Below are 17,801 nucleotides of genomic sequence, written 5' to 3' on the forward strand. Positions count from 1 at the left end.
CGGTCGTCGAGCGCTACGGTGACTCTGACGGCTGGGGGCGTCACGGATCCGAGGAGGAGATGTGCTCGACCCGGCGGCGTGGAGCGATGTTCCGCAAGAGGTGTCCACCGGCACTCTGCCGGGGTGGGATCGCGTCGAGGAGATCCTGCGCCACGCGCACTCCCGCTATGCGGGGGAGCGCGCGGGCAGCGTCGCCGACTACATCCCCGTGCTCGCGGAGGCGGACCCGGAGCTCTTCGGTCTGGCGGTGATCGAGGTCGGGGGCGGGCTGCACGACGCCGGCGATGCCCTGCACCCCTTCTCCATCCAGTCGATCTCGAAGATGTTCGTCTACGCCCTGGCGATCCAGGAGCATGGCCACGAGCGGGTGCGAGAGATCGTCGGCGTGAACAACACCGGCCTCGCTTTCAACTCCGTGATGGCTCTGGAGCTGAACGACGGCCATCCGATGAACCCGATGGTCAATGCGGGGGCCATCGCGACGACGGCGCTCATGCCGGGGAGGACCGCCGTCGAGCAGTGGGAACGCCTTCGGGAGGGCCTCTCGGCGTTCGCCGGGCGGCCGCTGAGCCTCGACGGCGTCGTCTACGCGTCGGAAGCGGAGACGAATGACCGCAATCGCGCACTCGGGCGCCTGCTGCGCAGCTACGGGCGGCTGACCGGAGACCCCGATGAGGTCGTCGATGTCTACACGCGCCAGTGCGCTCTGAGCGTGACGGCTCATGATCTCGCCGTGATGGGGGCGACCCTCGCCGACGGGGGAGTGAATCCGGTCACGGGTGAGCGAGTGGTCTCGGAAGAGGTGTGCCGAGACACTCTCGCCGTCGTCGCGTCGACCGGGCTGTACGAACGATCGGGCGACTGGCTGTTCGAGATCGGACTCCCCGCGAAATCGGGTGTCGCGGGAGGCATCGTCGCGATCGCCCCGGGCAAGGGCGCGGTGGCGGGCTTCTCGCCCCGTCTCGACGAGGCCGGCAACTCCATCCGATCGCAGATGGCCATCGGCTACCTGTCGCGCGTGCTGGGGCTGAACCTCTTCGCCTCCGCCCCGGCGCACCGCAGTGCCTCCACACCCGCCCTCTCATCCGCACCGCAGGAGCAGCCATGACCCAGACGCAGCAGAACCCGGCCAAGACCTCGTGGCTGCCGATGGTCAGTCTGTTCTTCGCGCAGGTGCTGATGTCGTTCAACGTCGCGGCGCTGCCCATCTCCCTCGGCGGCATGGTGAGCGAGTTCGGCGTCCCGCCCACGGTCGCGAGCACCACGATCGTCATGTACGGCCTCGCAGTGGCCGCGCTGGTGATGACCGGCGCGAAGCTCGGTCAACGTATCGGCTGGGTCGTCATCTTCCGGATCGTGATCGCGCTGTTCGCCGCGTCTTCGGTGATGATGCTCCTCGCTCCCACCGTGTGGTGGGCCATCGCCGGGCAGGCCGTCGCCGGCGCGGCCGCGGCGATCATCGTGCCGTCGATCGTGGCGCTCATCGCCGAGAACTACCGCGGGCCGCAGCAGGCGACCGCGATCGGGGCGATCGGGTCCGCGCGCGCGATCTCCGGTGTCAGCGCCTTCCTGATCGGCGGCACCCTGGGCACGCTGGTCGGCTGGCGGCCGATGTTCTTCATCGTGCTGGGCATCGCCGTCGTCGTCTTCGCTCTGAGCTTCACCCTGCGTGGCGATCGCGGTGATGCTTCGATCCGCATCGACCTCGTCGCCTCGCTGCTCATCGGCGCGGCGATCGTGCTGCTGACGTTCGGGTTCAACAACCTGAACTCCTGGGGTGCCGTGGCGGCGACGAGGGACGCGCCCTTCACCGTGCTCGGCCTCTCACCGGCTCCCGTGTTCATCGTGGTCGGCGTGGTGCTCGGCCAGGCCTTCTTCCTGTGGACGAGGAAGCGGATGTCGGAGGGGAAGGTGCCTCTGATCGACCTCAGTGTCCTCGGCTCATCGCGCGAACGGGCGGCGGTCTACGCCATGTTCATCGTGGTCGCCCTGGAAGCGTGCGTGAACTTCACGATCCCTCTCTACATCCAGATCGTGCAGGGCCGCACGCCGTTCGACACCTCCATGGCGATGATGCCGTTCAACCTCACCGTCTTCGTGACGGCCACACTCGTGGTGCGGCTGTACAAGCGGTTCCCGCCGCGCACGATCGGCGTGGTCGGCTTCATCCTCACCACGGTGGCGCTGGTGTGGTTGTCGTTCGTCGTGAACAACAACTGGGAGACGATTCCGACGATCGCCGGCCTCATCGTCTTCGGCATCGGACAGGGCGCGCTCGTCACACTGGTGTTCAACGTGCTCGTCACCGCGGCTCCGGCTGAGCTCGCGGGCGACGTCGGGTCGCTTCGGGGGACGACGCAGAACCTCGCCTCGGCCGTCGGCACGGCCCTGGCGGGCGCACTGCTGGTCTCGCTTCTGGGGCTCAGCGTCGGCCGTGCGGTGGTGGAGCACCCCGAGCTGCCGCCGTCTCTCGTCGCCCAGGTCGACATGGACAACCTCAACTTCGTCAGCAACGACGATCTCCGCGTCGCGCTCGAGGCCACCGATGCGACGCCGGCACAGGTCGACGCCGCCATCGTGCTGAACGAGGAGTCCCGGCTCGGCACGCTCAAGCTCGGCCTGCTGCTCCTCGCGGGGATCAGCGCGCTGGCCATCCTCCCGGCCTCGCGGCTCCCGCAGTATCGTCCGCACGAGATCCCCGACCCGTCGCCGGCGGCCGGACCGGAGTGACGCTCAGCGCAGTTCAGAGATGAGCACGGCGCTGGTGCCGGAGGTGGTCGCCTCGAAGATGTGCGGGGCGTCGCCGGCATAGGTGAGGTAGTCGCCCGGATCGAGGAGAACCGGCTCGTCGACCGGACCGATCCGCGCCTGTCCCGCGATGAGGATCACATGCTCGACGGTGCCCGGATGGTGCGGGTCCGAGCGGCGAGCGTCGCCGGGCTCGGCATGGATCAGGTACACGTCGCGGCGCGCACCCGGCGGGCTGGCCGACAGCAGCGTGGCACTGTACGCGGCGGCGGAGGAGGGGACGCCGGCGAGATCGTCGGCGCGGATGAGCGTCGGCGCGTTCGCCTGCTGGTCGACGAGCACGGCGAACGGCACGCCGAGCGCCACGCCGAGCGCCCAGAGCGTCTCGACGCTGGGGTTGCCTGCACCGCTCTCGAGTTGTGAGACCGTCGCCTTGGATATGCCGGCGCGTCGAGCGAGCTCCGAGACCGACAGGCTCGCGGCCTCTCGCTCCCGGCGCAGCGTGCGGGCGATGCGTGTGCGGAGTTCCTCCATGTGTTCATCATGTCAAACGTTCGTTCGCTTGACTATCCATCCGAGATTGTTCAGAATGATGGTCATGCGTTCATTGAAACGAACACCGACTTCGAGGCGGCGATGACCGCGGAGCGGGAGGTCTGGCGCGAGGCGCTCGGTGTCGTGCTCGCGACCAGCGCCTACGGCATCTCCTTCGGCGCCCTGGCTGTGGCATCCGGTCTCGACGTGTGGCAGACCTGTGTGCTGAGCCTTCTGATGTTCACGGGCGGTTCGCAGTTCGCCTTCGTCGGGGTCTTCAGCGCCGGGGGCGTCGCCGCGCTGCCGTCCGCGATCGCCTCGGCGGCCCTTCTGGGTGTGCGCAACGTGGCCTACGGCATGCGCATGTCGCCGATCGTGGGCGGGGGACCGGCTCTCCGGGCCGCAGCGGCGCACTTCACGATCGACGAGTCGACGGCCGTCGCGATCTCGCAGAACGATCCTCGCCTGCGCCGAGTGGGCTTCTGGGTGACCGGCGTCGGCATCTTCGTCGGATGGAACATCACGACGCTGATCGGCGCACTCGTCGGCGACGTGCTCGGAGACCCCAAGACGTGGGGACTGGACGCCGCAGCCGCCGCCGCGTTCCTCGCCCTGCTCTGGCCGCGGCTCAGGCGGCGACAGGCGATCGCCGTGGGCGTGGCGGCAGCGGTCGTCGCGGCTGCCTTCACTCCGTTCCTCATGCCGGGGCTTCCGGTGCTGGTCGCCGCCGTCGTCGCGATCGCGGTCGGATGGTTCAACTGGCTGGGGCGGCCGGTCCCGCCGCCCGACGATGCATCCGTCGCCGGCTCGGAGGCTCGCTCGTGAGCGTCTGGAGCGCGATCCTGCTCGCGGCGCTGATCTGCCTGGCGCTGAAGGCCGCCGGCTACCTCGTGCCGCCGAAGGCGCTCGAGGCTCCCCGTACGGCGCGAATCTCGGATCTGCTGACGGTGGCGCTGCTGGCGGCCCTCGTCGCCGTCCAGACGCTCGGCGACGGTCAGTCGATCACGGTGGATGCGCGGGTGCCGGCGCTGCTCGTCGCCGGAGGACTCCTGTGGCTCCGGCAGTCGTTCCTCGTGGTGGTCGCCGCGGCCGCGCTCGTCGCGGCCCTCTTGCGTCTCTTCGGCCTCGCCGCCTGATCCGGCCGCGGTCGGATCACCGGACTCGCCGGTAGAATCGTCGCGTGCGCGTGAGCTGGGTGTCGAGAGTGTTGTCGTGGGTCGCTGCCGCCCTCGTGGGCGGTGTCTACGGCGTCGCGGGCACGATCGCGCACAGTGTGACCTGGGGACCGATCCCGGTCGGGATCATCGTCTCCGCGATCGCCTGCGCCGCGATCCTCGTCGCGGTGCGCGCACTCACGCATGATCGCGGTGCCGCCGTGGCCGCAGGTCTCGGGATGCTCGGGATGCTCGTGCTGATCTCGGGGGTCGGCCCCGGAGGCTCGGTCGTGGTGCAGGACTCGCTCGCCGGACGCATCTGGACGTACCTGGTCGGGGGCATCGTGCTGCTGGTCATCGCCTGGCCCTCCTTCTCGCAGCGCCCCGTGACGACGCAGGCGCCTGCCGCGCAGGAACCCGAGCCCCGCGAGTCGTAGACTGAGGGGGTGACGTATGTGATCGCCCTCCCGTGCGTCGATGTCAAGGATCGCGCCTGCATCGACGAGTGCCCCGTTGACTGCATCTACGAGGGTGAACGGTCGCTGTACATCCACCCGGACGAGTGCGTGGACTGCGGCGCCTGCGAACCCGTGTGCCCGGTCGAGGCCATCTACTACGAAGACGATCTGCCCGACGAGTGGCAGGACTACTACAAGGCCAACGTCGAGTTCTTCGACGAGATCGGCTCGCCCGGCGGAGCCGCCAAGGTCGGCGTCTACTCGTTCGACCACCCGATCATCGCCGCGCTCCCGCCGCAGGGCGAGTAGGCGCGTCCGTGAGCGTCCGCGACCTCGCCGACTATCCGTGGGACGCCGTCGTCCCGTTCCGCGAGCGTGCTGCACAGCACCCCGGCGGTCTGGTCGATCTGTCCGTCGGGTCCCCGGTCGACCCGACGCCGGAGATCATCCGGCGTGCACTCGCCGAGGCGACCGACGCGCACGCGTACCCGCAGACGGTGGGAACGCCGAGCCTGCGCGAGGCCATCGTCGACTGGTACGCCCGGCGCAGAGGCGTCTCCGACCTCACCGTCGACAACGTCCTCCCCACGATCGGGTCCAAGGAGCTCGTCGCGCTGCTGCCGACGCTGCTCGGCCTTGGCGCGGGAGACGTGGTCGTGCACCCTCGCGTCGCGTACCCGACATATGAGGTCGGCGCCCGCGTCGTCGGTGCCACGCCGGTGCCTGCGGACGACCCCGCGGAATGGCCGGAGGGCACGAAGCTCATCTGGATCAACACCCCGGGCAACCCGGACGGCCGCACCTGGACCGTCGACGAGCTGGCCGCGGCCGTGCGTCGCGCGCGGGAACTCGGCGCGGTCCTCGCGAGCGACGAATGCTACGCCGAGCTGGGCTGGGACGGCGCCTGGGCGACGGAGCCGATCCCGTCGATCCTCGACCCGCGGGTGACGGGCGGCTCGCGCTCGAACCTGCTCAGCGTGTATTCGCTGAGCAAGCAGTCCAACCTCGCCGGCTACCGCGCCGCGTTCGTCGCCGGTTGCGCGCGCATCGTCGGAGACCTGCTCACGGCCCGCAAGCACCTCGGTCTGATGCCCCCTGCTCCCGTGCAGCACGCCATGGCGGTGGCGCTGGGAGACGACGAGCACGTTGCCGCGCAGAAGCAGCTCTACCGCACCCGCCGTGAGGCTCTGCGCCCGGCACTGGAGGCCGCCGGCTTCCGGATCGACGGCTCCGAGGCCGGACTGTACCTGTGGGCGACGGAAGGGCGGGATGCCTGGGAGTCGATGGGTCGGCTCGCCGATCTCGGCATCCTTGCGGGTCCTGGTCCGTTCTACGGAGCCGATTCCGCGCAGCATGTCCGACTCGCGCTCACGGCGCCGACCGCGCACGTCCGCGAGGCGGCACATCGGCTTTCGGTGGGGAACCTGTAGGTTCTCTCCTTGCAGACGGCATCTGTTTGGCGGATGTCACAGTAGGCCTGTGTGCCTACTAGGCTGTAAAGGCGATTCGGTCGTGACCCGACCTGGTGCCTCAGCGCCGTGAGATCGCCAGTTCCGACTTGATCAAGATCTTGTCCGACACCACTGCGAACGAGCGGGGGTCGGACGCCAGGAGGAGGTCCGCGTGAGCGCAGCGGCAGAGCAGACGGCGAAGCTGACGATCGGCGACACGACCGCGGAGTTCCCGGTGCTGCGCGGCACGGCGGGGCACGACAGCATCGATTTCTCGACGCTGACTCGGCAGACCGGCTACACGGGCCTCGACTACGGCTTCGTGAACACCGCGTCCACGAAGTCCGAGATCACGTTCATCGACGGCGACAAGGGCATCCTGCGCTACCGCGGATATCCGATCGAGCAGCTTGCCGGATCGACCAGCTACCTCGAGGTGGCCTGGCTCCTCATCTACGGCGAGCTCCCGTCCGCATCCGAGCTTGCGGATTTCGACGAGAAGATCCGTCGTCACACGCTGCTGCACGAAGACCTCAAGCGCTTCTTCTCGGCGCTGCCGCACACCGCCCACCCGATGTCGGTGCTCTCCTCGGCGGTCGCCGCTCTCTCGACCTACTACGAGGGTCAGACCGACCCGCACAACCCCGAGCACGTCGAGCTGAACATGGTGCGCATGCTCGCGAAGCTTCCGGTGATCGCCGCCTACGCGCACAAGAAAAGCGTCGGACAGGCCTTCCTCTACCCGGACAACTCGTTGAGCTTCGTAGACAACTTCCTCAAGCTGAACTTCGGCGTGCACAGCGAGGAGTACGAGGTCAACCCGGTCATGTCGAAGGCGCTCGAACTGCTCCTCATCCTCCACGAGGACCACGAGCAGAACGCCTCGACCTCGACAGTCCGTCTGGTGGGCTCCACCGGCGCGAACCAGTTCGCCTCGGTCTCGGCCGGCATCCAGGCCCTCTCCGGTCCGCTCCACGGTGGGGCGAACGAGGCCGTGCTGACGATGCTCGGTCAGATCCGCGATTCCGGTCAGAGCGTCTCGCGCTTCGTCGAGCGGGTGAAGAACAAGGAAGAGGGCGTGAAGCTGATGGGCTTCGGGCACCGGGTGTACAAGAACTACGACCCGCGCGCCAAGCTCGTCAAGGATGCCGCAGATGAGGTGCTCTCCTCGCTGGGCGTCACCGACCCGCTGCTCGACCTGGCGAAGGAGCTCGAGGAGCTCGCGCTGGCCGACGACTACTTCCGCGAGCGTCGTCTGTACCCGAACGTCGACTTCTACACCGGTGTCATCTACAAGGCGATGGGTTTCCCGACGCGGATGTTCACGGTGCTGTTCGCCATCGGTCGTCTGCCGGGTTGGCTGGCGCAGTGGCGCGAGCTGCAGCTCGACCCGCAGACCAAGATCGGTCGCCCGCAGCAGCTGTACACGGGGGCACCCGAGCGGTCGTTCCCGACGCGCTGAGCCCACTCAATCGAGAGAGCGCCCCCTCCGCCGAAGCGGAGGGGGCGCTCTCTCGTCGTTCCGAGTGCTTCGGGGTCAGCGTCCCTGCGACCCGCGGCCGCCGCCCTGACGGGACTGGCCGCTGCTCTGCGTGGAGTAGCCACCGCCCTGTCCGGCTCCCGAGCCACCGGCGCGGGGACGGCGACGGCGACGTGCGGGCGGGTTCGCGGCTCCGCTCTTCTCGCCCCCTGCCGGACGCTGCTTCGAGGACTGGCGCTGCTGCTGCTGCGGCTGGACCGGCGCGGGGCGCACGTGCGCGGCACGCTCGGGCACCAGGGCGGTGATCGCAGCCGTGGTCACGTCTTCGAGCGGAGCCGTGATGGCGGCCTTGCGCAGGAGGTCCTTGACGTCGCGGCGCTGCTCGGGGAGCACGACGGTCACGACGGTGCCGGCAGCACCGGCACGGGCCGTGCGGCCGGAGCGGTGCAGGTACGCCTTGTGCTCGACGGGCGGGTCGACGTGGACGACGAGGTCCACATTGTCGACGTGCACGCCACGGGCGGCGACGTCGGTCGCGACCAGGACGCGCACTCCACCGTCTTCGGGCGCGGTGGAGAAGGCGCCGAGATTGCGCTCGCGGGCGTTCTGCGACAGGTTGCCGTGCAGATCGACGGCCGGGATGCCGGCGGCGGTGAGCTGCTTCGCGAGCTTCTTCGCCTGGTGCTTGGTGCGGGTGAAGAGGATGCGACGGCCGGTGCCCGAGGCGAGCTCGCGCACGAGGGCGGTCTTGTTGTCGGTCGAGTCGACCACGAGCACGCGGTGCGTCATCTCGCCGACGGGCACGCTCTCCTCGTCCACCTCGTGGCTGACCGCGTTCGAGAGGAAGCGACGGGCGAGGGTGTCGATGCCGCGGTCCAGCGTCGCGCTGAACAGCAGGCGCTGTCCACCGGCGGGAGTCGCGGTGAGGATGCGGGTGACGCCGGGGAGGAAGCCGAGGTCGGCCATGTGGTCGGCCTCGTCGAGCACGGTGACCTCGATCGCGCTGAGGCGAACGACCTGCTGCTTCATGAGGTCTTCGAGTCGACCGGGGCAGGCGACGACGATGTCGACGCCGCCGCGCAGCGCCTGCTCCTGCGGACGCTGGCTGACGCCGCCGAAGACGGTGGTGACGCGCAGGCCGGCCGCCTCGGCGAGAGGGGCGATGGTGGCCGCGATCTGCGTCGCGAGCTCACGGGTGGGAGCGAGGACGAGTCCGCGCGGGAGGCCGGCGCGGCGCTGGCCGCCGGACGCGGCGAGACGCGCGACGAGCGGCAGGGCGAACGCGATGGTCTTGCCGCTGCCGGTGCGTCCGCGACCCAGGAGGTCGCGGCCCGCAAGGGAGTCGGGAAGAGTGTCGCGCTGGATGGCGAACGCCTCGGTCTTGCCGGAATCGGCGAGAACGGCGGCGAGCTCGGCGGGAACGCCGAGTTCAAGGAAAGTAGACATGCAGAAACTCCGTCAGCGCACGAGTCATCGGCGCGAGATAGGGGGTGAGGTGGGCGACGGCGCAGGAATTGCGCATCGATTCGCCGTTCGAAAGGCCAGCTCGTGCTGGTTGTGGGAGCAGTCCTGCTCGCTTCGGTCCTCGGAGACCCCGTGACGACGACGATGTTGCGGGACCGGCGGTCGGTGCAACGCTGCCAGTCTACCAGTGCGGGCATGCCACCGGCTGCATGCCCGCTGCGTGGGCGGGTCGGCGACGATCGGAGAGGTGGTTCAGACCGGCTCTCCCACCGGTGCTCAGGCGTGCAGGGCCTCGTTCAGCGTGACGCCCACGCCCGCGCGCCGCACGGCTTCGACGGCGCCGCTGAGCGAGTTCCTGCGGAACAGCAGGCCGTCCTGTCCGGAAAGATCCGAGCCCTTCACTGTGGTCCGGCCGCCGTCGGGAGTCGCGGGACCGTCGACGAGGACGATCTTCGTGCCGGCGGTCACGTAGAGGCCCGCTTCGACGACGCAGTCGTCTCCGAGCGAGATGCCGATGCCGGCATTCGCGCCGAGGAGCGTGCGTGCGCCGATCGACACCCGGTGGCTGCCGCCGCCGGAGAGCGTGCCCATGATGGAGGAACCGCCGCCGATGTCGCTGCCGTCGCCGACGACGACTCCCTGCGAGATGCGCCCCTCGACCATCGAGGCACCGAGCGTGCCGGCGTTGAAGTTGACGAACCCCTCGTGCATGACGGTCGTGCCGGGGGAGAGGTGCGCACCCAGGCGTACCCGGGAGGCATCCGCGATGCGGACGCCGGCAGGCTGCACGTAGTCGGTGAGACGCGGGAACTTGTCCAGACCCTGCACCTGGATGCCGGCGCGCTGGAGCAGCGGCCGCAGACGTGCCGCGTCGGCGGGGAGCACCGGTCCGGCGTTCGTCCAGGCGACGTTCGGAAGATGCCCGAAGACGCCGTCCAGGTTCAGCTCGTTCGGGCGCACCACGAGGTGCGAGAGCGCGTGCAGGCGCAGGTAGGCGTCAGCCGTGGAGGCCGGTGCCTCATCGAGGTCGATCTGCAGCTGCACCACTTCGACGGTGACGTTGCGGCGCTCATCGCGGCCGACGAGCGGCTCGAGCGCGGCGACCTCGGCCTCGTCCGGCGCCGCGGCGCCGACGCGGACCTCGGGGTACCAGGCATCCAGGACGGTGCCGTCTCCGGCGATCGTGGTCAGTCCGATTCCCCATACCGTTCGTGCGTCGCTCATCCCTCCACGCTATCGCGCCGGGCGGTCGGCGACGGCACGCATGACGGGGTAAGTAGTCTTGTCCCATGCTCGATCTGACCGCGTCCTCCGTCGACCTCACCCGTGCGATCTGCGACATCCCGAGTGTCTCGGGAGACGAGAAGACGCTGGCCGATGCGATCGAGGAGGCGATCACTCCGCTGGCCCACCTCGACGTCTTCCGCCATGGGAACACCATCGTCGCCCGCACCGACCGCGGGCGGCCGCAGCGCGTCGCCATCGCCGGGCACATCGACACCGTCCCCATCAACGCGAACCTGCCGACCCGTGACATCGAGATCGACGGAGTGCCGTACCTCTGGGGGCGCGGCACCGTCGACATGAAGGCGGGCACCGCGGTGCAGCTCAAGCTCGCCGCCGAGCTCATCGATCCCGCGATCGACATCACCTGGATGTGGTACGACAACGAGGAGATCGAGGCATCGAAGAACGGCCTCGGGCTGCTCGCGGCGGTGCGCCCCGACCTGTTCCAGGCGGATTTCGCCATTCTGGGTGAGCCGTCGAATGGAGAGGTCGAGGGGGGATGCAACGGAACCCTGCGTGCGATCGTGCGCACGACCGGCGTGCGCGCGCACAGCGCTCGTGCCTGGATCGGCGAGAATGCGATCCACCGCGCCGCGCCGATCCTGACGCGGCTCGCGGAGTATCGCGCCAAGGAGGTCCTGGTCGAGGGCCTGCTGTACCGCGAGAGCCTGAGCGCCGTGCGCATCGCAGGGGGCGTCGCCGGGAACGTCATCCCGGACGCGTGCGAGATCGAGGTCAACTACCGTTTCGCCCCGAGCAAGTCCGCCGCCGACGCCGAAGCCCACCTCCGCGGAGTGCTGGCCGGGTTCGAGGTCGAGATCACCGATGCCGCCGAGGGTGCGCGCCCCGGACTCGATGCCGAGATCGCGAAGCAGTTCGTCTCCGCTGTGGGCGCCGAGCCCCGCCCGAAGTACGGATGGACCGACGTCGCGCGCTTCTCCGCCCTCGGCATCCCCGCGGTGAACTACGGTCCTGGTGACCCGCACCTCGCCCACCACGACGAAGAGCGGGTGCCGCTCGCCCAGATCGACGCCGTGGAGCAGGGCCTGCGCGCATGGCTCACCTCGCACTGAGCGCAGCCCGCCGTTGGGCGCAGGCGCCGATCGCGCTGCGCATCGCCGTCGTCTACCTGGCGGCGCGCATCACCACGACGGGCCTGCTCCTCGTCGCCGCCTCCCTCTCGACCTCGTTCTCGCGGTTCGGAGCGGACGCGGGACTCATCGATTTCGTGCTCGGGTGGGATGCGCAGTGGTACTGGTTGGTCGCGGAGTCCGGTTACCCGACGGAGCTGCCCCTGACCGACTCGGGCGAGGTCGCCGAGAACGCATGGGCGTTCATGCCGGTCTTCGCATATGCGGCGAAGGCGCTCGGGTTCCTCCTGGGCTCGTGGGGGGCCGGCGCCTTGCTGCTCTCGCTGACTGCCGGGTACCTGGCCTGCCTGGCGCTCCACCGTCTGCTCCGAGACCGTGTCGGTGCGTCCGCGGCGACGTGGGCCGTGGTGTTCTTCGCCGCAGGGCCGATCGCCGCGATGTTCCAGGTCGGCTATGCCGAGACCCTCTTCCTCCTCCTGCTCTTCCTCGCCCTCGACGCGACGACGCGCCGAAACTACTCCTGGCTCTACATCCTCATCCCGGTCATGGCGTTCACACGTCCCGGGATCCTCGCATTCGCCCTCTATCTCGGGCTGCACGGTGTGCTGCGCTGGCTCCGCCGCAAAGAGGATCCCCTCACCGGGCGGGAGGTGGCTCACATCCTCGCGCTCGGCGCGCTGGCGACCGCGGCGGGTTTCGCATGGCAGCTGATCGCCGGCATCGCGACCGGGGATCCGGGTGCCTATCTCGCGACCGAACTCGCGTGGCGGCGGCACTGGATCGTCGGCGGCGTCCAGGGGTTCGTGCCGTTCGAAGGATGGGTCCAGGCCTCGCAGTTCTGGTTCGCGCAGTGGGGGATGCCGCAGTGGTGGGGACCGATCGCCCTGGTGCTTCTGGTGATCGGTGCGACCGCGACCCTGCTGTACTCGCCGCAGGTGCGCGCCCTCGGCCCCGACCTCCGGCTGTGGAGCGCGAGCTACCTGCTGTATCTGCTCGCCGTCTTCTTCCCGCAGTCGAGCACCTTCCGGCTGCTGCTTCCCCTCAGCCCGCTCTGGGGGGCCGTCGCCGTCCCCCGATCGCGACTGTGGAGGATCGGCATCCTGGCCGCGTGCCTGGTCGGTCAATGGTTCTGGATCTACCACGTGTATGCCCTCGGAAGCACGTTCTGGCAGGTGCCGTGACCGAGCGGCACGACCCAATTGTTGCTCCGTGACCTCCAGGTCCCGGTGACACCCGATAAACTCATCCCATACCACCGGAGGAAAGGGAGCCACGATGGCAGCGATGAAGCCGAGGACCGGAGACGGGCCTATGGAAGCCGTGAAAGAAGGACGACTCATCATCGTGCGCGTTCCACTCGAAGGCGGCGGCCGCCTGGTCGTCTCCGTGAACGACGCCGAGGCCAAGGAGCTTCACGACGTGCTTGCCGCCGTCGTGGCACCGGCCTGAACGACCGAGGATCCGTTTCGGCGGATCAGGAAGGGCGGTGGATCCACGGATCCATCGCCCTTTTCGGTCTCCGTTCCCGCTGGTGCCGGGCGCGTTCGTCAGTCGCGATCGGCGAGACGGACCAGCTGCAGCAGGCCTTCCCCCGCGGGGGAGACCGTCGCCAGGACAGCCGAGGATTCCTGCGTCGCCTGCACGAGCGACCGGTACGCGGCCGTGATCTCGTCGCGCTGCACGGGGTCGGCGACCCGACCGCCGGCGAGGATGCGGGGCACCAGCACGAGTCCGCCGGTGCGCGCGAGCCGCAGTCCGTGCTCGACGTATTCGATGACGTGCTCCGGGTCTGCGTCGACCAGGACGATGTCGTAGGACGCCTCGTTCATCCGGGGGAGCACGTCGATCGCGCGTCCGGTGATGAAACGGGCCCGGGTGGACGGGACCTTCGCGTCGGAGAACGCCTGTCGTGCCGCGGCGAGATGCTCGGGTTCGTTGTCGATCGAGGTGAGCACGGCCTGCGGGGCGCCGTGCAGCAGCCAGAGGCCCGAGACGCCGGCGCCGGTCCCGATCTCGACGATCGATCGTGCGCCGGTCGCGGCCGCGAGCACCGCGATCTGCGAGCCGACGGTGGCGCTGACCGGCATCGCGCCCAGCTCGACCGCGTGCGCGCGGGCCCGGCTGATGGCGTCCGGTTCCACGATGGATTCGCGCAGGAAACGCGCGTTCGCGTCATGCTCGCTCATGGCCTGTCTCTCCCTGCCTGCCCGGTGATCTCTCCAGAGTATTCGCTCGGCGAGTGCGGGGACCGCAGGCGCGGCGGTAGCCTGTAGAGATGACGTTCGGGCTCACCTTCGAGAAGCTGCTGCTTATCGGCCTCATCGCGGTGCTCATCATCGGCCCCGAGCGTCTCCCGCGGGCGGCGGAGAGCTTCTCCCGCATGGTCCGCAAGGCCGGCGAGTACCTCCGCGCGACGAAGTCGAGGGTGCGCGAGGAGATGGGCCCGGAGCTCGACGACGTGGACTGGCGCAAGCTCGACCCCCGTCAGTACGACCCGCGGCGGATCATCCGCGACGCACTGATGGAGGAGCCGCAGCCCGCGACGCCGATGCAAGCGCGCGAGACGATCGCCGAGCCGGTTGCTCCGCGCGCCGCTCCACAGGAGTTCAGCGCGTCCCACCGGCCGCCGTTCGACCCGGAAGCCACCTGACCGCAGGGGTCTAGGAGACGCGCGAGCGGAGCACGGCGATGTCGTCGTCCGTCAGCAACGCACGGGGTATCGCGGTGGCCACCGACGCATCGCGCAGCTTCAGCAGCACGGCATCCTTCCCTACGCGCACCTGCTGGAACGTGCTGTACGCGATGTCCGAGCGACGGGTTCCACTGCCCATCTTCAGCACCTCGTCCTCGAGCGACACCCACACCACGCTCTCGACGGGCATGGCGGCGCGCACGGCGCGTCGCGCGCTCGCGACCGACAGCCAGACCGCATAGAGCGCGAGAGCGATGACGACCGGGGGCATCCACCCCGTGCCGAACGGAGGCTCCTGTCCGGGAGGGACGGGCGCGTTGAGGTTGAGGATGCTCAGCGCCAGGGCACCGGCGAGGGCGACCCACATGACGATGGCGAGGGGTCGTGTCAGCGAGTAGATCGCCGCGTCCCTGGCCATCCGTCGCAGCAGGCTCTCATCGACGGTCAGCGATCGTGGGGGCACCGGTCCATCCTCCCATGCGTCCTCAGCCGATCGACATCGGCAGGGACCGGCCGGAGAGCCCGCGGCCCTGTCGCGCGAGAGTGCCCGCGAGGCCGCGGATCGTCTCGGCAGCCGTGTCCGTCGTGTCTCCGGCGACGATCGGGACGCCGGCGTCCCCACCTTGGCGGAGCGCCGGACTGAGCGGGATCGACGCCAGCAGCGGCACCGTCGCGCCCGGGGCCGAGAGCGCCTCGGCGACGGCCGCGCCCCCTCCGGAGCCGAACAGATCGATCACCGTGCCGTCCGGAAGGGAGTACGCCGCCATGTTCTCGATCACGCCGATCACGCGCTGTCCTGTCTGCCGGGCGACGAGTCCGCTGCGGATCGCGACCTCCGAGGCGGCCGTCTGCGGCGTGGTGACGACGAGGACCTCGGCGTGCGGAAGGAGCTGGCCGATCGAGATCGCGATGTCCCCGGTCCCCGGCGGCATGTCGATGAGCAGTACATCGAGGTCTCCGAAGAAGACGTCGGTGAGGAACTGCGAGACCGTGCGGTGCAGCATCGGTCCGCGCCACGCCACGACGGACTCGCCGTCGCGAAGGAACATCCCGATCGAGATGACCTTCACGCCGTGCGCCACGGGCGGCAGCATCAGGTCGTCGATACGGGTCGGCTGGGTGCCGGCGGGGATGCCGAGGAGCCCGGGGATCGAGAATCCGTGCACGTCGGCGTCGACGAGTCCGACCGACAGCCCCTGGTCGGCGAGGGCGACCGCGAGATTGGCCGTGACCGTCGACTTCCCCACGCCGCCCTTGCCGCTGGAGACCAGGATCACGCGCGTGAGCGAGTCAGGGCCGAAGGGCATGTGCCGTGCCGGCCTGCCGTCGCGGAGCTTCTCGGTGAGAGCCTTGCGCTCCGCCGGGGTCATCACGCCGACCTCGACCTCGACCTGCGCGATGCCGGGGACGGATGCCGCGGCCTCCCGTACGTCCGATTCGATGCGTGCGGCGGCAGGGCAGCCGACGATGGTCAGGACGATGCCGACGCGAGCGCGGTCGCCTTCGACGGTGATCTCGCGGACCATGTCGAGTTCGCCGATGGGTCGGCGCAGCTCCGGATCCGTGACCGCGGAGACGGCGGATCGGACACCGTCGACGCCGCTCACGAGGCGGCGCCGGCCGGAGGCTTCTCCCCGGCGTCGAGTTCGGCGAGCAGCGCCTTCAGCTCCTGTCTCAGGACGTCCCGCGTCACGACCTGCGAATTGCGCTCCTCGAGTGACATCCGCAGCGCCACGATCTCGCGGGCCAGGTACTCGGTGTCGGCGAGGTTGCGCTCCGCCCGCTGTCGATCCTGCTCGATCTGCACGCGGTCGCGGTCGTCCTGCCGGTTCTGCGCGAGCAGGATCAGCGGGGCCGCGTACGACGCCTGCAGCGAGAGCATCAGGGTCAGGGCGGTGAATCCGAGGGCGGCGTCGTCGAAGCGCAGCGGATCGGGCATCAGCGTGTTCCACAGGATCCACACCACGCAGAACAGGCTGAGGATGACGAGGAACGCCGGGGTTCCCATCGCCCGGGCGACCCACTCGGTGAAGCGGCCGAACCTGTCCCGCGACGTCGAGCGAGGACGGGTCGTGCTGCGGCCGGGCGCGTCGAGGCGTGGCGAGCGGGCCATCAGCGCGTCTCCTTCACCGCGGTCGCGGTGTCGTCGCCGTCGTGCGAACGCCAGTCATCGGGGAGGAGATAGTCCAGCACGTCGTCGATGCTGATCGCCCCGACGAGGCGGTGCGCGGCGTCGATCACCGGGAGCGAGACGAGGTCGTAGCTCGCCAGCATCCGCGCTACCTCCGCGGCGGAGGCGGTCACGGGAACGGGCTCGAGACTGTCGTCGAGGATCGCACCGAGGCGCTCGTGCGGCGGGTAGCGCAGCATCCGCTGGAAGTGGACCAGGCCGAGCAGGCGTCCGGTCGGAGTCTCGAACGGCGGAAGGGTGACGAAGACGGCGGCCGCCAGCGCCGGATGCAGCTCGTGACGGCGGATCAGAGCCAGTGCCTCGGCGACGGTCGCGTCGGCGGACAGGATGATCGGCTCCGGCGTCATCAGACCGCCGGCGGTGTCAGGGCCGTAGCGCAGCAGCATCCTGACGTCTTCCGCCTCCTCCGGCTCCATCAGCTCGAGGAGCTGCTCCAGACGGTCCGGAGCCAGCTGCGCGAGGAGGTCGGCGGCGTCATCCGGCTCCATCTGGTCGAGGATGTCGGCGGCGCGCTCATCGCCGAGACGGTCGAGGATGTGCACCTGCTCGTCCTCGGGCATCTCTTCGAGGGCGTCGGCGAGGCGGTCGTCCGACAGCTCTTCGGCGACCTCGATCATGCGTTGCTGCGGAAGGTCGAGAAGCGTGTTGGCGAGGTCGGCGGCGTGCAGTTCGGAGTACGAGGCGACCAGCTGCTCCGCCGACTGCGACTCGCCCGGTGCGCGCTGCTCGGCGACCTCGCTCCAGGCGGCGAACGTGGTGGGCCCCTTCGCGAACGGGGAGGCGCTGGTCTTGGGACGACGCAGGAACAGCTGACTGATCGCCCACTCGCCGAGGCGGTTCGGTTCGATCGCGACGTCTTCGATGACGGCGGTGCCGCTGCCGTCGGCGAAACTCACCCGCCTCCCCAGCATCTCGGCGAGCACCCGCACCTCGCCGGCGCGGGGGGAGAAGCGCCGCACATTGATCAGGCCGGTGGTGATGACCTGGCCTGAGCGGATCGACGTCACCCGGCCGATCGAGAGGAACACCTGCCGACGTCCCGGAATCTCCACGACCAGGCCGATCACGCGGGGTGCCGCGGTACTTCGATACACGACGACGACGTCCCGGACCTTGCCGAGCCGGTCGCCGACGGGATCGAAGACGGCGCACCCGGCGAGGCGCGCGGCGAAAACCCGTTGTGTGCTCACCTCTCCAGCGTAGTCGGCGGGTCCGGTCGCCGCCGGGACGGTCGCGCCTCGGGCCGTCCGA

At 69.5% G+C, this 17,801-nt stretch carries 20 protein-coding genes; 12 read left to right on the forward strand and 8 right to left on the reverse strand.

What is annotated here, in order from left to right:
• The first annotated feature begins 61 nt into the window (after positions 1–61).
• The gene (gene glsA, locus CQ045_RS00460; protein WP_105720743.1) at positions 62–1,108 is read left to right on the forward strand and encodes a glutaminase A; all 1,047 of its coding nucleotides are present in this window, start codon (positions 62–64) and stop codon (positions 1,106–1,108) included.
• The gene (locus CQ045_RS00465; protein WP_105720744.1) at positions 1,105–2,730 is read left to right on the forward strand and encodes an MFS transporter; all 1,626 of its coding nucleotides are present in this window, start codon (positions 1,105–1,107) and stop codon (positions 2,728–2,730) included. The genes glsA and CQ045_RS00465 overlap by 4 nt, the downstream gene beginning before the upstream one ends.
• 3 nt (positions 2,731–2,733) lie before the next feature.
• On the opposite strand, the gene CQ045_RS00470 is transcribed toward CQ045_RS00465, so the two are convergent.
• Positions 2,734–3,282, reverse strand: coding sequence for a helix-turn-helix domain-containing protein (locus CQ045_RS00470; RefSeq protein ID WP_105720745.1), 549 nt, complete (start codon positions 3,280–3,282; stop codon positions 2,734–2,736).
• 102 nt (positions 3,283–3,384) lie between these two features.
• On the opposite strand from CQ045_RS00470, the gene CQ045_RS00475 reads away from it, so the two are divergent.
• The 6 genes from CQ045_RS00475 to CQ045_RS00500 all read left to right on the forward strand — a co-directional run bounded on the left by CQ045_RS00475 (position 3,385) and on the right by CQ045_RS00500 (position 7,807).
• Positions 3,385–4,107 (forward strand): AzlC family ABC transporter permease, encoded by a 723-nt coding sequence (locus CQ045_RS00475; RefSeq protein WP_105720746.1) that lies wholly within the window; start codon positions 3,385–3,387, stop codon positions 4,105–4,107.
• Complete coding sequence (locus CQ045_RS00480) at positions 4,104–4,418, forward strand: AzlD domain-containing protein (protein ID WP_105720747.1); 315 nt, start codon at positions 4,104–4,106, stop codon at positions 4,416–4,418. Before CQ045_RS00475 ends, CQ045_RS00480 begins: the two co-directional genes overlap by 4 nt.
• A gap of 44 nt (positions 4,419–4,462) precedes the next feature.
• Complete coding sequence (locus CQ045_RS00485) at positions 4,463–4,873, forward strand: histidinol dehydrogenase (protein ID WP_258130830.1); 411 nt, start codon at positions 4,463–4,465, stop codon at positions 4,871–4,873.
• Positions 4,874–4,882: 9 nt separating this feature from the next.
• Positions 4,883–5,203 (forward strand): ferredoxin, encoded by a 321-nt coding sequence (gene fdxA / locus CQ045_RS00490; RefSeq protein WP_055873321.1) that lies wholly within the window; start codon positions 4,883–4,885, stop codon positions 5,201–5,203.
• 8 nt (positions 5,204–5,211) lie between these two features.
• Positions 5,212–6,324, forward strand: coding sequence for a succinyldiaminopimelate transaminase (gene dapC / locus CQ045_RS00495; RefSeq protein WP_105720749.1), 1,113 nt, complete (start codon positions 5,212–5,214; stop codon positions 6,322–6,324).
• A 193-nt stretch (positions 6,325–6,517) separates the two neighbouring features.
• Complete coding sequence (locus CQ045_RS00500) at positions 6,518–7,807, forward strand: citrate synthase (RefSeq protein ID WP_105720750.1); 1,290 nt, start codon at positions 6,518–6,520, stop codon at positions 7,805–7,807.
• A 75-nt stretch (positions 7,808–7,882) separates the two neighbouring features.
• On the opposite strand, the gene CQ045_RS00505 is transcribed toward CQ045_RS00500, so the two are convergent.
• Both CQ045_RS00505 and dapD read right to left on the reverse strand, forming a co-directional pair.
• Entirely contained in the window at positions 7,883–9,271 is a 1,389-nt protein-coding gene (locus CQ045_RS00505) for a DEAD/DEAH box helicase (RefSeq protein WP_105720751.1), read from the reverse strand.
• A gap of 294 nt (positions 9,272–9,565) precedes the next feature.
• The gene (gene dapD, locus CQ045_RS00510; protein WP_105720752.1) at positions 9,566–10,513 is read right to left on the reverse strand and encodes a 2,3,4,5-tetrahydropyridine-2,6-dicarboxylate N-succinyltransferase; all 948 of its coding nucleotides are present in this window, start codon (positions 10,511–10,513) and stop codon (positions 9,566–9,568) included.
• A 65-nt stretch (positions 10,514–10,578) separates the two neighbouring features.
• On the opposite strand from dapD, the gene dapE reads away from it, so the two are divergent.
• The 3 genes from dapE (at position 10,579) to CQ045_RS00525 (ending at position 13,116) form a co-directional block, all read left to right on the forward strand.
• Positions 10,579–11,649 (forward strand): succinyl-diaminopimelate desuccinylase, encoded by a 1,071-nt coding sequence (gene dapE / locus CQ045_RS00515; protein ID WP_105720753.1) that lies wholly within the window; start codon positions 10,579–10,581, stop codon positions 11,647–11,649.
• Complete coding sequence (locus CQ045_RS00520) at positions 11,631–12,848, forward strand: hypothetical protein (protein WP_105720754.1); 1,218 nt, start codon at positions 11,631–11,633, stop codon at positions 12,846–12,848. The genes dapE and CQ045_RS00520 overlap by 19 nt, the downstream gene beginning before the upstream one ends.
• Before the next feature lie 94 nt (positions 12,849–12,942).
• On the forward strand, positions 12,943–13,116 hold the full coding sequence (locus tag CQ045_RS00525) for a DUF3117 domain-containing protein (protein ID WP_017203323.1): 174 nt from the start codon (positions 12,943–12,945) through the stop codon (positions 13,114–13,116).
• 98 nt (positions 13,117–13,214) lie between these two features.
• On the opposite strand, the gene CQ045_RS00530 is transcribed toward CQ045_RS00525, so the two are convergent.
• Positions 13,215–13,853 (reverse strand): O-methyltransferase, encoded by a 639-nt coding sequence (locus CQ045_RS00530; RefSeq protein ID WP_105720755.1) that lies wholly within the window; start codon positions 13,851–13,853, stop codon positions 13,215–13,217.
• Between the two features lie 89 nt (positions 13,854–13,942).
• Between CQ045_RS00530 and CQ045_RS00535 the strand changes: the two genes are divergently transcribed.
• Positions 13,943–14,317, forward strand: a complete 375-nt coding sequence (locus CQ045_RS00535) for a twin-arginine translocase TatA/TatE family subunit (RefSeq protein WP_105720756.1) — start codon at positions 13,943–13,945, stop codon at positions 14,315–14,317.
• Positions 14,318–14,327: 10 nt separating this feature from the next.
• On the opposite strand, the gene CQ045_RS00540 is transcribed toward CQ045_RS00535, so the two are convergent.
• The 4 genes from CQ045_RS00540 to CQ045_RS00555 are packed head-to-tail and all read right to left on the reverse strand — an operon-like array spanning position 14,328 to position 17,740.
• Positions 14,328–14,822: a hypothetical protein gene (locus tag CQ045_RS00540; protein ID WP_105720757.1), complete on the reverse strand. Its 495-nt coding sequence runs from the start codon at positions 14,820–14,822 to the stop codon at positions 14,328–14,330.
• Positions 14,823–14,844: 22 nt separating this feature from the next.
• Positions 14,845–15,966 (reverse strand): Mrp/NBP35 family ATP-binding protein, encoded by a 1,122-nt coding sequence (locus tag CQ045_RS00545; RefSeq protein WP_105720758.1) that lies wholly within the window; start codon positions 15,964–15,966, stop codon positions 14,845–14,847.
• A complete protein-coding gene (locus tag CQ045_RS00550; protein ID WP_105720759.1) occupies positions 15,963–16,472 on the reverse strand; it encodes a DUF1003 domain-containing protein in 510 nt (169 codons plus the stop codon). Before CQ045_RS00550 ends, CQ045_RS00545 begins: the two co-directional genes overlap by 4 nt.
• Complete coding sequence (locus CQ045_RS00555; RefSeq protein ID WP_105720760.1) at positions 16,472–17,740, reverse strand: magnesium transporter MgtE N-terminal domain-containing protein; 1,269 nt, start codon at positions 17,738–17,740, stop codon at positions 16,472–16,474. The genes CQ045_RS00550 and CQ045_RS00555 overlap by 1 nt, the downstream gene beginning before the upstream one ends.
• Positions 17,741–17,801: the final 61 nt, after the last annotated feature.

This window comes from Microbacterium sp. MYb66 (assembly GCF_002979435.1).
In the GTDB taxonomy this organism is placed as follows: domain Bacteria; phylum Actinomycetota; class Actinomycetes; order Actinomycetales; family Microbacteriaceae; genus Microbacterium.